The sequence below is a fragment of the Enterococcus sp. 7E2_DIV0204 genome, assembly GCF_002140855.1.
Taxonomy (GTDB): domain Bacteria; phylum Bacillota; class Bacilli; order Lactobacillales; family Enterococcaceae; genus Enterococcus_L; species Enterococcus_L lemimoniae.
On sequence record NZ_NGKY01000001.1, the window covers coordinates 427155 to 442438 of the forward strand.

Annotated in this window: 11 protein-coding genes and 1 pseudogene; all 12 read right to left on the reverse strand. The window is 35.6% G+C overall.

All coding sequences use genetic code 11. The features are described from left to right. Positions 1–41: 41 nt before the first annotated feature. Positions 42–3719: a pyruvate:ferredoxin (flavodoxin) oxidoreductase gene (nifJ, locus tag A5819_RS02080; RefSeq protein ID WP_086281417.1), complete on the reverse strand. Its 3678-nt coding sequence runs from the start codon at positions 3717–3719 to the stop codon at positions 42–44. A gap of 185 nt (positions 3720–3904) precedes the next feature. Then, positions 3905–4921: a DUF3114 domain-containing protein gene (locus A5819_RS02085; RefSeq protein ID WP_086280403.1), complete on the reverse strand. Its 1017-nt coding sequence runs from the start codon at positions 4919–4921 to the stop codon at positions 3905–3907. 127 nt (positions 4922–5048) lie between these two features. After that, on the reverse strand, positions 5049–5357 hold the full coding sequence (locus A5819_RS02090) for an antibiotic biosynthesis monooxygenase (RefSeq protein WP_086280401.1): 309 nt from the start codon (positions 5355–5357) through the stop codon (positions 5049–5051). Positions 5358–5487: 130 nt separating this feature from the next. Beyond that, positions 5488–6828 (reverse strand): type I glutamate--ammonia ligase, encoded by a 1341-nt coding sequence (gene glnA, locus A5819_RS02095; protein ID WP_086280398.1) that lies wholly within the window; start codon positions 6826–6828, stop codon positions 5488–5490. A 43-nt stretch (positions 6829–6871) separates the two neighbouring features. After that, positions 6872–7255 carry a MerR family transcriptional regulator gene (locus tag A5819_RS02100; protein WP_086280397.1) on the reverse strand — a complete coding sequence of 128 codons (384 nt, stop codon included), beginning with the start codon at positions 7253–7255 and terminating at the stop codon, positions 6872–6874. 378 nt (positions 7256–7633) lie between these two features. Continuing rightward, positions 7634–8947 (reverse strand): DUF6056 family protein, encoded by a 1314-nt coding sequence (locus A5819_RS02105; RefSeq protein ID WP_086280393.1) that lies wholly within the window; start codon positions 8945–8947, stop codon positions 7634–7636. A gap of 151 nt (positions 8948–9098) precedes the next feature. Beyond that, the gene (gene hflX, locus A5819_RS02110; RefSeq protein WP_086280390.1) at positions 9099–10340 is read right to left on the reverse strand and encodes a GTPase HflX; all 1242 of its coding nucleotides are present in this window, start codon (positions 10338–10340) and stop codon (positions 9099–9101) included. Between the two features lie 3 nt (positions 10341–10343). Continuing rightward, positions 10344–11264, reverse strand: coding sequence for a tRNA (adenosine(37)-N6)-dimethylallyltransferase MiaA (gene miaA, locus A5819_RS02115; protein ID WP_176271338.1), 921 nt, complete (start codon positions 11262–11264; stop codon positions 10344–10346). A gap of 5 nt (positions 11265–11269) precedes the next feature. Further along, positions 11270–12010 (reverse strand): glycerophosphodiester phosphodiesterase, encoded by a 741-nt coding sequence (locus A5819_RS02120; protein WP_086280384.1) that lies wholly within the window; start codon positions 12008–12010, stop codon positions 11270–11272. Between the two features lie 294 nt (positions 12011–12304). Then, positions 12305–13693: a DUF6056 family protein gene (locus A5819_RS02125; RefSeq protein WP_254907198.1), complete on the reverse strand. Its 1389-nt coding sequence runs from the start codon at positions 13691–13693 to the stop codon at positions 12305–12307. After that, complete coding sequence (locus tag A5819_RS02130; RefSeq protein ID WP_086280382.1) at positions 13668–14657, reverse strand: glycosyltransferase family 2 protein; 990 nt, start codon at positions 14655–14657, stop codon at positions 13668–13670. The genes A5819_RS02125 and A5819_RS02130 overlap by 26 nt, the downstream gene beginning before the upstream one ends. A 386-nt stretch (positions 14658–15043) precedes the next feature. After that, a pseudogene (locus A5819_RS19135) lies at positions 15044–15284 on the reverse strand (epimerase); the annotation flags it as partial.

A 15284-nucleotide genomic window follows, 5' to 3' on the forward strand; every position in this document is an offset into this window, starting at 1 on the left:
TTAGCTGCCTAACTTCTTTCATTCTAAATCAAATCCATTGCTTATTCTTCTATTTTTCCGCGTTTTGCCGCACGCTCTGCTCTTCTCGCCGCTCTTTTTGCTTCAGCTTCCGGATCAGTTACGCGCTCTTTCTTCACGCGAGGTGCTTTTTCAGTAACGGATTCATCCGTTGTTTTTTCTAATTTTGCCCGAATTTTTTCCTCTTGACCAGCCATACGAGCATAATTGTAAAAACGATTTTTGGCATCATCGACCGTTTTCTCAAAAAGTTTACCTGCGAACGCTGGCTGTGTAGATTCTAATGAAGAAAAGCGAACTTGTTTGCGCATAAAGCTTTGCATCTCTTCAAAATTCGGCTTTTTATAATCTAAGGTCATTGGATTTTTTCCTGATTCTCTCAACTCTGGATTATAGCGATATAAGGACCAATAACCAGAATGAACTGCTTCTTTTGCTTCTTCCAGAGTCTTACTCATACCACCGGCTAGGCCATGAGTGATACATGGTGTATAGGCGATGATAATTGATGGACCTGGGAACCGTTCTGCTTCTTCAAAAGCTTTGATAGTCTGCATTTGATTAGCACCTGAGGCAATTTGAGCTACATAGACATTCCCGTAAGTCATCGCCATCATTCCTAAGTCTTTTTTAGAAACATATTTCCCACTAGCCGAAAATTTAGCAATTGCAGATGCTGGTGTGGCTTTTGATGTTTGCCCACCTGTATTAGAATAGACTTCATTATCTAAAACAAGCATATTCACATCTGCCCCGCTAGCAAGCACATGATCGATCCCACCATAGCCAATGTCATAAGCCCAGCCGTCTCCTCCAATCATCCATTGACTGTTTTTTACAAATAAATCATTATCTGCATAGATTGCTTCTAATAAAGGTTGCCCAGTTTTTTCAGCAAGCAAAGCAGCTTTTAGTTTTGCTGCACGCTGTTGTGTTCCTTCACCTGTGTGCATATGATTGATCCAGTCTTCCATCAACAATTTCAATTCAGGTGAAACATCTTCCATGGCTTCACTCATCTTCATTGCTAAATGTTCACGACGTGTTTGACTGGCTAAAAGCATTCCATAACCAAATTCTGCATTATCCTCTAGCAATGAGTTAGACCAAGCTGGTCCTTGACCTGCATCATTGGTTGTATAAGGTGCGACTGGCGCCGCCCCACCCCAGATGGAAGAACAGCCGGTTGCGTTTGCAATCATCATGCGATCACCAAACATTTGAGTCAATAGTTTCACATAAGGTGTTTCACCACAACCAGAACAAGCACCCGAAAATTCTAATAAAGGTTTATTGAATTGTGTTCCTAAAACTGTGTTTGGTTTTGCTGGATTTTCTTTTTGTTTCAACGTCATAGAAAAGGCCCAGTTCATAGCTTGTTCTTTTTGTTCTTCGTATGGTTTCATGACTAGGGCTTTGCCTTTAGCTGGACAAGCATCCACACAAAGTCCACAGCCAGTACAGTCTTCCACAGAAACTTGAATGCGGTATTTCAAGCCATGTGCTCCACGCATTTCTCTAACAATATAGCCAGCTGGTGATTCTTCCATTTCTTCGTCATCTACTAAAAATGGTCGAATAGCCGCATGCGGACAAACAAATGCACATTCATTACACATCGTACAACGATCACTATTCCATTCCGGTACTTCAACAGCGATCCCGCGTTTTTCCACAGCCGTTGTTCCAAGTGGCATCCGTCCATCTGTCATATCATTTTTAATAAACGCACTAACAGCAAGTTCATTGCCTTCTTGACGATTGATCGGTTCTACGATTTCATGGACATAATCTGTTACGTTTGCTTGGCGAATTTTCGGTTTTACTTCAATCGTTTGCCAAGCAGTTGGAACCTCAACTTTATGCAACAGTTCCACAGTACGGTCAATGGCTTGAACATTTTTTTCGACAACAGACATCGATTTTCTAGCATAGCTTTTAAATGCTTCTTCTTTTAAGATCGGCAAGACTTCATCAAACGGCATGATATCTGCTAATTTGAAGAATGCCGTTTCCATTGCCGTATTGATCCGTCCACCTAAACCAACTTCACTTGCTAGTTTAACAGCATTGATCGTATAAAATTCAATCTCATTCTCAGCTAAATAACGTTTCAATTTAGTCGGTAAGAATCGTTCTAATTGTTCATCATTCCAAACGGTATTAAGTAAAAAAGTACCGCCTTTTTTCAAGCCTTTTACTAAATCATACGTATTTAAATACGCTGCTGTATGACACGCAACAAAATCGGCATGTTCAATCAAATAGGTTGAACGAATCGGTGTTTCACCAAAACGCAAGTGAGAAACGGTTAACCCACCTGATTTTTTAGAGTCGTAATAAAAGAAGCCTTGGGCATACTTATCAGTATGATCACCAATGATTTTGATTGCTGATTTATTTGCACCAACTGTCCCATCGGAGCCAAAGCCCCAGAATTTTGCTTGATACGTTTTAGGATTGGTTAAATCTAACGCTTCACCGCAATCAAGTGATGTATAAGTAACATCATCTACGATCCCGATCGTAAAACGAGATTTTGCTGCTTTTTTATCTTTTAATAACTCATCATAGATTGCAACGATTTGATTTGGTAAAACATCTTTTGAGCCTAGTCCATAACGTCCCCCAATAATCATTGGGCGCAGCTCTGATTCATACATCGCACTTTGAACATCTAAAAGTAAAGGCTCTCCACCAGCTCCTGGTTCTTTGGTTCGATCCATTACACCGATTGCTTTAACTGTTTTAGGCATTTTCTCTAAAAAGTTTTCAATAGGAAACGGGCGATATAAGTGGATATTTAAGAAGCCGACTTTTCTGCCTTGTTTTGTTAAGTAATCAATTGTCTGTTCGATCGCTTGAGCCGCAGATCCCATAGAAACAATCACTTCTTCTGCATCTTCAGCTCCATAATATGTCACTAGATCGTAGTTTGTTCCTCTAAGTTCGTTGATTTCATTCATGTATTTTTTCACAATAGCTGGAATTTGTTCGTAATAGCTATTGATTGTTTCACGTTGTTGAAAATGGATATCTGGATTTTGGTTTGTACCACTAACTGAAGGATGATTTGGATTCATACTTCTACTGCGGAAGTTGGCTAATTTTTCTTGGTCTACTAATGGTGCTAGTTCGTCGTACTCCAATACTTCGATTTTTTGAATTTCATGACTTGTCCGAAACCCATCAAAGAAGTTGATAAAGGGAACGCTAGACTCCAGCGAAGCTAAATGAGCAACTGCAGATAAATCCATCACTTCTTGTACACTGCTTTCACTTAACATAGCAAAACCAGTCTGACGAGCCGCCATTACATCTCCATGATCACCAAAAATGTTCAAAGCATTGGTCGTCACAGCTCGGCTAGCAACATGAAAGACTGACGGCAACAGTTCACCGGCAATCTTATACATATTCGGGATCATCAATAGTAAACCTTGTGAAGCAGTATATGTAGTCGTTAACGCACCCGTTTTTAGTGATCCATGGACAACGCCAGCAGCACCTGCTTCTGATTGCATTTCCACAATTTTAACAGGTTGTCCAAAAATATTTTGTTTGCCTTCTGCTGACCACTGATCAACAAGTTCAGCCATTGTTGAGCTGGGTGTAATTGGATAAATAGCGGCTAATTCAGTAAACGCATAGGAGATGTATGCGGCTGCTGTATTTCCATCCATCGTCTTCATTTTTCTCATTATAATCGTCATCATCCTTCTATCTAAAAGTAGAATAGTTGCACGCATATTCTTCTCCATTATAACGGAAGCCGTTCAAATTTGAAACAGTTTGTGAAAATATTTCACAAACTTATTTATTATTTAGCTCTCTCTCTTTAGTTTAAAAAGATTTTTTGTGAAGAACAAAAGATTGGATTCTAACCTTAACGTTTATTCCTTGTTCTTTTTTGATACTTCAATCCTTTTTCTGATAATCTTCTAACTAGCTGGTAAAACCAATCATCTATCGGTGAGAGCCAATCTTGTTTCAGTTCATTTCGCTTAGTTGTGTCAAAATATCTTGGCGGTTTTCCATCAAGTTTATCGTGTGTCTGATATTGATCTAGCCTCGGTCGTTCTCCGTAGTTAAACGATTCACCATTGACGATCGCACTTTCAAGTTGAGCTTTTGACTTTATTTGTTTAGTCCATTGACTTAAGAGTCGGCCTTGCTCATCCACGATAAACTCACTATGATAATCTGCAGATAAAATTTTGCGGTAAAAACCATGATTTCTGATTTTCTTGATTAAACCTTTTTTAGCTAAGCTTCTTCTTCCTTTTGTAAGATCATCTATCATGATATCACTGCCTAAATGGGCCCGATTATGATATTGAGGATCCGCATACAGCCAGTTATTCCCAAGAATCATTTTGATGGCTGTTTCATCATTTTTCAAACCATGTCTGACTTTATAGTTTTCCACATACTGAACATTAGATTTATCTAGTTGATTTCTGAACTGATGGATTTTTGTTTCTTTTGCGTATTTCTTTTTGAGTGCTATTTTTGATAATTTTTTATCTGTCGAAGCAATGAACAGACCGTTCGGATAAGCACACTGAACAGCCTTGGCATAGCTATCTAAAAAAGGTGCCCCTGGCGACATTTGATCACAAAAATTATATTCTGAAGCTGTAAATTGCAAATCACCTAATTCATCTTGATAGCCACCCAAATGGTTAATCACTAACATTACTTTGACATGAGCCGAAAGCTGACTTTGATCGAACATTTCTGTATAGAGCTCAGAACCAATTAAAAAAATTGCTTGATCAGCTTCTAATGCATTTACTTCTCTTTTTTTTATGTAGATAGCAAGAGCAGCATCATCCCAGCCTTGTTGCTGAACGTTTTCTATTTTTTTAAGAGTCATCGAAGAGAATTTTGAATCCTGCATATCTTTTCTCCTTATCGTTCATTTGAATTCTACTATACCCGCTTTTTGATTAAAATCACATTTATTTGAACAATTCAGGAATATAAAAAAACCCAAAACAATTTTTTGTTTCAGGTTCCTACTATTTTTAAGCCGAAACTTCATAGCTTTTTCTCTTTTTTTCTAAAACAATGGACGACTTGGTCTCTTTGTTTTTATGTGCATCACGATGTTCCTGCAAGTGTTCTGGGCGTTTTAGCCAATTTTGAAAATCTTTTTTACTTTCCCATTTGGAAACTAACATAAACTCACAGGTATCCTTATCCTCCGAAAACCAACATTCACTTGATAAACAACCAGGAAATTCTAGCATCGAAGCAACATCTTTACTTGTTTTGCCTTCAAATCTTTCTCTACCCTCTTTTTTTATTACAAATGCAACAGTTTGAACAATCATGGGTTTCTCTCCTTTTCAAGTTTAATTGATAATGATTCTCATTTATAATTATAGCACACTTTTTTGACTTTAACTGATCGATCTCTATAAAAAAGTGGCTAAACCAATTTCTGGTTTAGCCACTCAATGATTAATACAGCTCTAAATATTGTTCTCTTTCCCATTCAGAAACGGTTTGACGGAAAGCAGCCCACTCCATGCGTTTGGCTTCAACAAAGTTTACAAAAATATGTTCTCCTAATGCATTGACCATTATGTCATCTTTGCGTAATTCTTTAATAGCATTATGCAGTGTTGAAGGTAAATCATGAATTTGTGCTTCTTTTCGCTCTTCCTCATTCATCACATAAATGTTACGATCCACAGCCTGTGGCGGCTCGATCTCATTTCTGATACCATCTAACCCCGCTTGTAACAAAGTTGCCATCGTTAGATATGGATTTGCTGAAGGATCAACTGAACGTAATTCTAAACGAGTTGAAAGTCCACGTGATTCTGGAACACGTACTAGTGGTGAACGATTACGCCCGCTCCAAGCAACATATACTGGCGCTTCGTAACCAGGTACCAAACGTTTATAAGAATTGACGGTTGGATTACAAACTGCTGTATAAGCGCGTGCGTGTTTCAACAATCCACCAAGGAAATGATATGCAGTTTGACTTAGTTGCATTGGACCATTTTCATCAAAGAAAACATTTTCGTTTCCTTTGAATAATGACATGTTGCAATGCATGCCTGAACCATTGATTCCATATAAAGGTTTTGGCATGAATGTTGCGTGTAGTCCATGTTTTCTAGCGATTGTTTTAACCACTAATTTAAACGTTTGAATATTGTCACACGCTTCAACAACATCTGTATATTTAAAATCGATCTCGTGTTGCCCCGGTGCTACTTCATGATGAGACGCTTCCACTTCAAAGCCTAAGCTTTCTAGCTCAAGAACGATATCTCTACGGCAATTTTCGCCAAGATCGGTTGGGGCAAAGTCGAAGTAACCGCCTCGATCATTTAAATCTGTTGTGATTTTCCCATCATCATCTAATTTGAACAAGAAAAATTCTGGTTCAGGTCCAAGATTAAATGAAGTAAAACCAAGTTCTTCCATATCTGCAAGTGCTCGTTTTAAATTTCCACGAGGATCTCCTGCAAACGGAGCGCCACTCGGATTATAAATATCACAAATCAGACGTGCAACCTTCCCGTGATCACTTTCCCATGGAAAAATCATCCATGTTGATACGTCTGGATACAGATACATGTCACTCTCTTCAATTCTCACAAAACCTTCAATAGAAGACCCATCAAACATCATTTTGTTACTTAATACTTTGTCTAATTGGCTCACTGGAACTTCCACATTTTTGATTGTTCCCATAATATCTGTAAACATTAATCGTAAAAATCGAACATTCTCTTCTTTGGCAATTCGTTTGATATCTTCTACTGTGTTTTGTTTCGTTGTCATATTATTCCTTCACGTCCTTCATTTTTTGTATGAATCTCAGCTATTACAATTTTGGTCCTCTGGATTGGAATGGATTTTGTTGAGTAAGTCCACCTTGAGAAATAAGTTCGTCATATAAAATTTTCCGAACATCTTCATCCGTTAGCGGTTTGGTTGATTCTTGCGCATGCATTTGTTCTTCCAACTTCATTTCATAGACGCGTTTGATCCCTGCCATGTTTAGACCATCTGATAAATAATCTTTGATTTCCAATAAGACATCAATATCATTTAGTGAATACATGCGACGGTTTCCTTCGCTTCTTTCTGGATGAATCAAATCCTGCTCTTCATAATATCGGATTTGACGTGCTGATAAATCAGTCAATTTCATGACTGTACCAATTGGAAAAACCGACATTGATCTTCTCAGTTCCTTCTCTCTCATATCCACCCCCCTCTCTTTGTTTAAATGTGTAACAGGCTCGTTCAATTTCGATCGAAAAATAAGAAAATAGGTTTAAGGCGCTTTTTCCCACAGACTGATTTTCTCTTTTTTTTCACGAAGCTAGCCTACGTAGCTAATAGATTAGGTATAGGATAGCAAGACTTTTTTCTATTGTCAATGATTTATGTTAGGTTTTCTGACATAAAACTAAAAAAATACAGTAAATCCTTTATGATAAGTCTTTTTCATCTAATTTGTATTAAAATAAAAGAAAGTAAGGTAAAAGTAAAAAATACTTTTGCCTTACCTTCTGAAACCACAGATAAATGTTTCTTCCTTAAGTACCATTTTTCACCAAATGATAGACTAACGGTTCATTCACCTTAAAAAAAGCACTGAAAATAAGTTTATCCCCGGTATAAAACAAGCGTAAAACAATAGTTGTTTATTTTTATTTTCCTCATTGACCGCTCTAAATTGCTGATAAAGTAGAAATAGAATAATCAGTAGAAAAACTGAGGAACACATAAACACTCTAGCACCAGATGCATACATCGTTGGTGAAAACCACATTAACATCGAGGATAATAATGAGGCGCTATAACTTAACCCTATAAAAACCTTTTGCTTCGCAATTGATAAAGAAAATCCAATAACCAAAACAAAGAATCCAGTCCACAATAGATAAGGTAAGATTGCGCCTATAACAGTCCCATTCAGAATGTTGCCTGACTTCAATTGGCCAATCCAGCCACTTTCATTTATAAGTTTAAAATTAGTTAATTTATTAGGAAAATTATACAGTAGCAGCCCTAAAACCACAGTATATCCTGTAGTGATTTTAGCTAGCAGTTTTGAAGAATCGATAAAAAGGGAAATCACCAGTATAACGATAAACAGCAATAACAATTTCGTCTGCCAACCTTCAAACAACCATGAACTACCTCGTAAAATTCGAGAAGACAGAGATAACTCTTTGAAATCAGGCATCCACATCTCGATTTCCTGCTGCATCCTCCCCTTATTTCCAGGCGCTAGAAACATAAAACTAAACCCGGTAACAAAAAATGCCGTTGGGATATATAGAAAATAATTTTCCTTTCTCTTCATGACCAACATAGTGCCATGATAAATCAAAACAACACCAATAACACATGCTATCAACTGTTCATTTGAAAAAGAGAAAATAAAGGCTGGAACTAAATATAACCAGATAGCTGTTTTTTTATTTCTAAAAAAACTATCTGCATAAGGAATCATAGCAAATAAACCTAACGCTAACGGCCAAAGATAATTAATAGCTCCTGTAATCCAAAAAATTGAATCCTTCATGACCCAAATATTCATAAATCCAAGTGATAAAAAAGCCACTAAAAAATCCTTTCGATTAATAGTTCCTACAACTATTCGGACGAGAGAATAGCTATATAATAGCCAAGCACAAGCACTGATTAAATGATGGACAATTAGAGGAACTAAAAATATCAGATACAACATCGCTTCTGGAAACAGTCGTGCAGACCAATGATAGTAGCGCCATTGAAGAAATCCAAAAAAACTATACTCTCTAGGTACTGTCATAAACCAACCATCATCTGAACTCAAATCTACATCAAAATTTGAAAGATATAAAACTGCCAAAACAAACAAGCCAACATAAAACACATAATTATTTTTTATAAACTTTTGCAAATCGAAATACCACCTTAAACTTATCATTTTCTATTTAGTGTATCATTGCATGATAAAAAAAACCATACTAAAAAAAACTTAGTAGGAGAATCATTATATTAATTCTCTTACTAAGTTATAAAGTTTATTAGTTTTGAATACTTCCAAGCATTTATTCTTCCAATGCTCTTACCCATTTAGAATTTTTTTTAGCAAACCCTTTAACATGATACGCATTTTCAGCTTCTTCAAACGTTTCTGATAAAAGCAATGTATGACGAGTCATTTCACTTAGCTGCTGTCCTTGACTTGAAGGGATTTCAAACTCATATGGTACTAACAATTCCATCATCATCTCTCTAACAGCCCTTGTCAGTTGTTCTTTTCCTAAAGTACTTTTAGCTGAAACTAAGACACTAGGGAACAACGTTGGAACAAAATCAGCATCATCAATTTGGTCACTCTTATTGTAAACAGTAAAAACAGGAACTTTTTCTAACGCTAAATCATTCAGTAATGCAACAACTGTTTGTTCATGCTGTAAACGATCCTCTGCACTTGCGTCAACGACATGCAGTAACAGATCCATATTACGGCTTTCTTCCAAGGTTGATTGAAACGCTTCGATCAACTGTGTTGGCAGATCTTGAATAAATCCAACGGTATCTGTTAAGGTTACGATCATTCCCTGGGGAAGTTGCCATTTTTTCGTTAGAGGATCCAACGTTGCGAATAATTGATCTTCTGAGTAGGCGCCAGCTGTTGTCAGCAGGTTTAAAATGGTTGATTTCCCTGCATTTGTATAGCCAATCAAACCAATTTGAAAAATATCAGATGCTTGACGTTTTTGTCGGCTTCGCTCCCGATGGGCTGTCACTTCTTTTAGTTCACGTTTGATTGCGATGATTTTATTGCGAATATGTCGACGATCTGATTCGAGTTTCGTTTCCCCAGGACCTCTTGTACCGATTCCACCACCAAGTCGAGACAATTGTTTCCCTTGCCCAATCAATCGTGGCAGCAAATAATTTAACTGAGCTAACTCAACTTGTAATTTGCCTTCTTTCGAACGGGCCCGCATCGCAAAAATATCTAAAATCAGCTGGACTCGATCGATTACTTTTATGCCTACAGCTTCAACGATCAACTGATTTTGTCTTGGTGTCAACTCATGATTAAAAATGACAATATCTGCTTCATATGCATCAATCAGTTGAACGAGTTCTTCTACTTTTCCTTTACCGATCACGGTCTGTGAGTCTACCCGAGGTCGTTTTTGGGTTAATGAGAATACGACTTCGCCTTGTGCGGTCTTCGTTAAATTTTTTAATTCTTTCATGGACGCTTCGAATCGCGTATAATTTCCTTCTGTTTCAACGCCAACCAAAATGACCTTTTCTGCTATTTTATCCATTTTTTATCCTTCCGAAGATTCCAGCCAGGCGACTATTTCTTTTTCTAATTCTAAAATAGTTTCAGGTGCTTGCACCAAATCCCACCAGCTAGTCTTCATGCGATTTCTAAACCAAGTCAGTTGTCTTTTCGCATATCTTCTTGAATTTTGCTTAACTTGTTCCGTTACTTGTTCTAACGTTTCTTCTCCTGCAAAATAAGGAAAAAACTCTTTATACCCAATTCCTTGAATCGATTGCTGAGGTTGGTTTTTATATAATAATTCCGCCTCCTCCAGCAAACCTTGATGAAGCATTAAATCAACTCGTGCGTTGATTCTATCATATAGATGCGCTCGATCCGTTTCTAATCCAATCAGATAATAATCATACAAGCGTTCAGGTTTTTCCTTAGGTGCCAAAATACTATGCCCCGTTTTATCAAAGACTTCTAATGCTCGGATAACTTTTTTCTGATTATTAAAATGGATCGTTTCAGCAGCTAGCTCATCTTTTTCTTTCAATACTTCCCATAAACGCTGATTCCCGTATGTTTCAGCCAACTGTTGATATTTTTCACGGATTTCTGTCGATTCATCTTTAGCACCTAACTCAAAGTCATATAATAGTGCTTGGATATAAAGCCCTGTACCGCCCACAACGATTGGCAACTTACCTTTTGCAGTAATCGTATCGATGGCTTGACGACCTTCCTTCTGAAAATCTGCCACAGAGTATGTCTCAGTTAATTCTCTACAATCAATCAGATGGTGGACAATCCCAGCTCGCTCTTCTTCTGTTACTTTGGCTGTCCCTATATTTAAATGTTTGTAAACCTGCATCGAATCTCCACTGATTATTTCTCCATTTAAACTTTTTGCTAATTTTATACTTAGAGCCGTTTTCCCAACAGCAGTTGGCCCTACAATAACTAATACTTTTTTCAATTTGTTCATCCCTTATTTTCTATCGATTGACGAATTTGTAATGCTTTTTCTGGATAATCAGTATGGATTCCAGCCAAGCTATGACTAAAGCACAGCTTCATTTGTTCTTCCTGATTGACAGTCCAAGGACGAATCGCTTTTGGAAAATCAATTAGATCATCTATATGTTTCAATACCCAATCGATTTTGGGATGTATCCCTTCGATAAAGGCGGATTGTAATGCACGTTTTGCATCTGCATCAGAAATTTCAAAGACTGAAGCAATTTTTTTATTTTTTTCTATTACCCAGACTTTTTCCAGACTTTCAAAATGAAAGCTTGAATACATATAGTCAAAGGGCCACTTCTGATTTTTCATAAGCTGAACAATCCTTTGTTCAATCCCTTCATAATGTATCTTATCTGTTTTGATTTCAATATTCAACAAACCTGTAAAGTTTTCTTGTTTAAGTAAATTTACTACTTCTTCTAAAGTTGGGATTTTTTGAAACATCGGATTTTTTTTAAACCAACTACCAGCATCAAGCTGTTTCAGCTCTGCTAATGTTAGTTGGGCAATTGCCCCCTGTCCATTCGTAGTGCGATCAACGGTCTCGTCATGGATCACGATCAGATGATGATCTTTTGATAATTGAACGTCTAATTCAATGCCGTCAGCTCCCACTTGAATTGCTTTTTTAAACGCGGCTAAAGTATTTTCTGGATGCGTTCCTTTACTGCCGCGATGGGCGATTATTTGAGTCATACGTATACCTCCAGTTGAAGTTATTGTATCATTCAGTAATTGGAGTAGCAAATCTCACAAATTCTAATCATACTTCTTTAAATTAAACATAAGCAATATCAAGCTTAAATTCAAATCATTTATTAGCTCATTTTTTATCATACTGATTCTGGAAACAGTATTTTAATCTTTTATATAAAAATAACCCAGATCCTAATCTTTTTGATAGGAATCTGGATTAATGCATAGATATTGCACATTTAGAACACTTCAAATACAAAATAAAAGAAATTGATGTGCAAATAGAACATCGTTTTATTTTTCAAATTTTGCTTTCCACTGATCTGTTGGTATAGAACGCACTGTTTTTACACCAAAATACTCTGCTGTAAATTTATTGTATTTATATTCTGGGTCAGGTCCTATGTGTGATAAATCAGGTGAGTATGCCGGATATTTAGTATTTGGATAAAATTCAAAATCTGCTACTTCCGGATTCATATTCCCTTTATTTTTTTCTGAAACAATAAACGCATATCGTTGTTTAGTTTGGTTGTTTGAATTAATAATATCTAGAAAACCACTTGTAAAATTAAAAAATGTAAATAGTAAAAGAGTAACATATAAGGTTGTAAAAATAGGATTTACTATTTTAAAATTATCTAAATTAAATAGATTAGGAAAACAGATTACAAACGCTACTATAATGAACATTACTCCACCAAAATAAGATCTACTCCAACCATTTCCTGTAGGCGAAAGCGAAAGTGAGTAGCACGTTGCCACACCAACTAAGAAATATAAAATCCCTAAAATGTAGTTGTACTTATTTCTATATAAGTAGATACAGAAAATTATCGCCATAAGCGTTATGACAATGAGTACAACAGCATTTTCTGATAGGGAATTTGAAACGTCATTAAGTCCGTACAAAAATCTTTTGGGCAGTGACCAAGAAGAACGGGTAAACCAACTACTTCGGATTCTATTACCAGGTGAGGTCATCATAATAACAAATCCTAAGATTTCACCTAATAAACCTAGCTTCATCCAGTTTTCAACTTTCTTATTGTTGATTTTCCATTCAATCGCCATATATCCTAATATAAGTAACAGTGTTCCTGCCGAAGTATTTTCATTACACCAACCTGATAAGATTCCTATAATAAAGATGATAAAACTAGGGATCTCGACATTTTTATTGTTAACTACTTTATTATGGTATAAATACAAAAGTGAAATCATTATTCCAAAAGTCCATAAATAGTTAATAGCACCCGTTTCCCATAATATTGTTTCTCCAAATTTTGGCACAAATAAAAAGATGGCTATTGTAATAAGCAGGTATCGATAACTACCAAATTTAAGATTTGAAAAATTACTCATTTTATAAATAATTCCCACAACATATAAAAATACTAACGGGTTGACAAAATTAAAAATAATTTTAGGCATTAACAGAAAAAATCTAACCATAATATGAGCAACAGACCTACCGTTTTGCTGCATATATTGTAAATATTCATCATGAATGATTGAACTAAAGCCAGATGTTTTCGCTATATAAGCAAAATCATCCGCAATTAAAGGTGTTAGAAAATTTAACACGACAAGCGTGCAATAAATAAAGATCAAAACAAGAAAATACATCTTTTTAGAATTTATTAATTTCAAAGAGCTAACCTCGGCTTTCATTTTTTTCATCTAACATAGAATCCGATTCATCAAATTCTTTAGATTTATAGATATTATCGATAAAATATAAAGGACGTTTTTTTGTTTCCAGAAAAATTCTGCCTAAATATTCACCTAAAATACCGATAGAAATTAATTGGCAACCACCTAAAAAGAGCATGACAATCATTAAAGATGGAAAACCAGATGTATCAGCGCCAAAAATAAGTGTTTTTATCAGAACATAAAGCATGTATATAAACGTCATAAATGATATGAAAAATCCAAAATACATGGAAATTTTTAACGGAGCTGTAGTATAAGATGTAATACCCTCAATAGCTAATCTCATAAGTGCAGTAAATTTCCATTTTGTTTCTCCATGCAAACGTTCTTCAGCATCAAATTCAATAGCTACTTTTTTAAAACCAACCCAACTATACAAACCTTTGGTATATCGTTGAGTTTCTCTCAACTGTTTTAACGCATCCACTACCTTTTTGTCTAACAAACGATAATCCCCTGCATCCGGAAATACAGGCGTATTTGAAAGGCCTTCAAGAATTTTATAAAACCAGCGAGATGTTGATTTTTTAAACCATGATTCTCCCTTTCTTTTGTTTCTTTTTGCATAAACATCCTCGTAACCTTGGTCCCACAAATTTATCATTTCTAAAATAATTTCTGGAGGATGCTGTAGATCTGCATCTATGGTTATCACAGCATCATGATTCGAGTAATCAAATCCCGCGCTCATTGCAATTTCTTTTCCATAATTTCTAGATAAGTTAAGCAATGAAACATTCTCTGTTGTCTCCATTAATTTTAAAATAGTATCGACAGTATTATCTTTACTCCCATCATTTATGAATAATATCTCAAAATCAATCTGGTTTTCTTTCTTTTTCAAAGATACCATTAGTTTATCGTATAGAGGAAAAATATTTTCTTCTTCGTTATACGCAGGTATAGAGATTAAAATTTTTCTCTTCACTTTCAAATTCCTCCACATTATTTTAAATTTGCGGGTAGCAAAGTCAAATTGGCTAAGATAAGACATTAAGGATATACTCAGCATAATACGTTTAAACCTTACAAGAACAATTATAACTATTTACCTTTAACACTCATATAAAACCTTGTAGTTCCACTTTTATTCTTCAAACAGCCCCATTACCATACTACTAACAAATAGATTGTCTCCAAAAGATGAATAATCTGATGTCATGATCAATTAATTCTATTTATTTTTTGTTCATATATCCTACATAACTGGATGAAAAATAAAAAACATCCCTGCATAAAATTATTATTTTGATACAAATAGTAGATTTTTGTCTTACTTAATTTAACTACTAGCATTCCCAACTAAATCAATTTCTATGGTTTTGCCTTTTCATAATTCACATATTTTTTTAAACCACTTTTAATTGTATAGTTCGGAGTGTAGCCAATACTTTTTAGTTTTTCAATATTTGCTAAAGAGTGCTTAATATCTCCTGAACGCTCGTCTTTATACTCCACAGATAATTCTAGTTTGAATAATTCGTTTAAAACATCGATTAATTCGTTTAAACTTACTGAATTGTTTGTTCCAACATTATAAACTTGCCCTAAAGAT

Bases quoted from the DNA above. Each gene is read 5' to 3' on its own strand.
- glnA (WP_086280398.1), bottom strand. From the start codon at position 6,828: ATGACAACGAAACAAAACACAGTAGAAGATATCAAACGAATTGCCAAA.
- A5819_RS02125 (WP_254907198.1), bottom strand. From the start codon at position 13,693: ATGAAAAAAATGAAAGCCGAGGTTAGCTCTTTGAAATTAATAAATTCT.
- A5819_RS02090 (WP_086280401.1), bottom strand. From the start codon at position 5,357: ATGATTGTTCAAACTGTTGCATTTGTAATAAAAAAAGAGGGTAGAGAA.
- hflX (WP_086280390.1), bottom strand. From the start codon at position 10,340: ATGGATAAAATAGCAGAAAAGGTCATTTTGGTTGGCGTTGAAACAGAA.
- A5819_RS02100 (WP_086280397.1), bottom strand. From the start codon at position 7,255: ATGAGAGAGAAGGAACTGAGAAGATCAATGTCGGTTTTTCCAATTGGT.
- nifJ (WP_086281417.1), bottom strand. From the start codon at position 3,719: ATGAGAAAAATGAAGACGATGGATGGAAATACAGCAGCCGCATACATC.
- A5819_RS02120 (WP_086280384.1), bottom strand. From the start codon at position 12,010: ATGACTCAAATAATCGCCCATCGCGGCAGTAAAGGAACGCATCCAGAA.
- A5819_RS02085 (WP_086280403.1), bottom strand. From the start codon at position 4,921: ATGCAGGATTCAAAATTCTCTTCGATGACTCTTAAAAAAATAGAAAAC.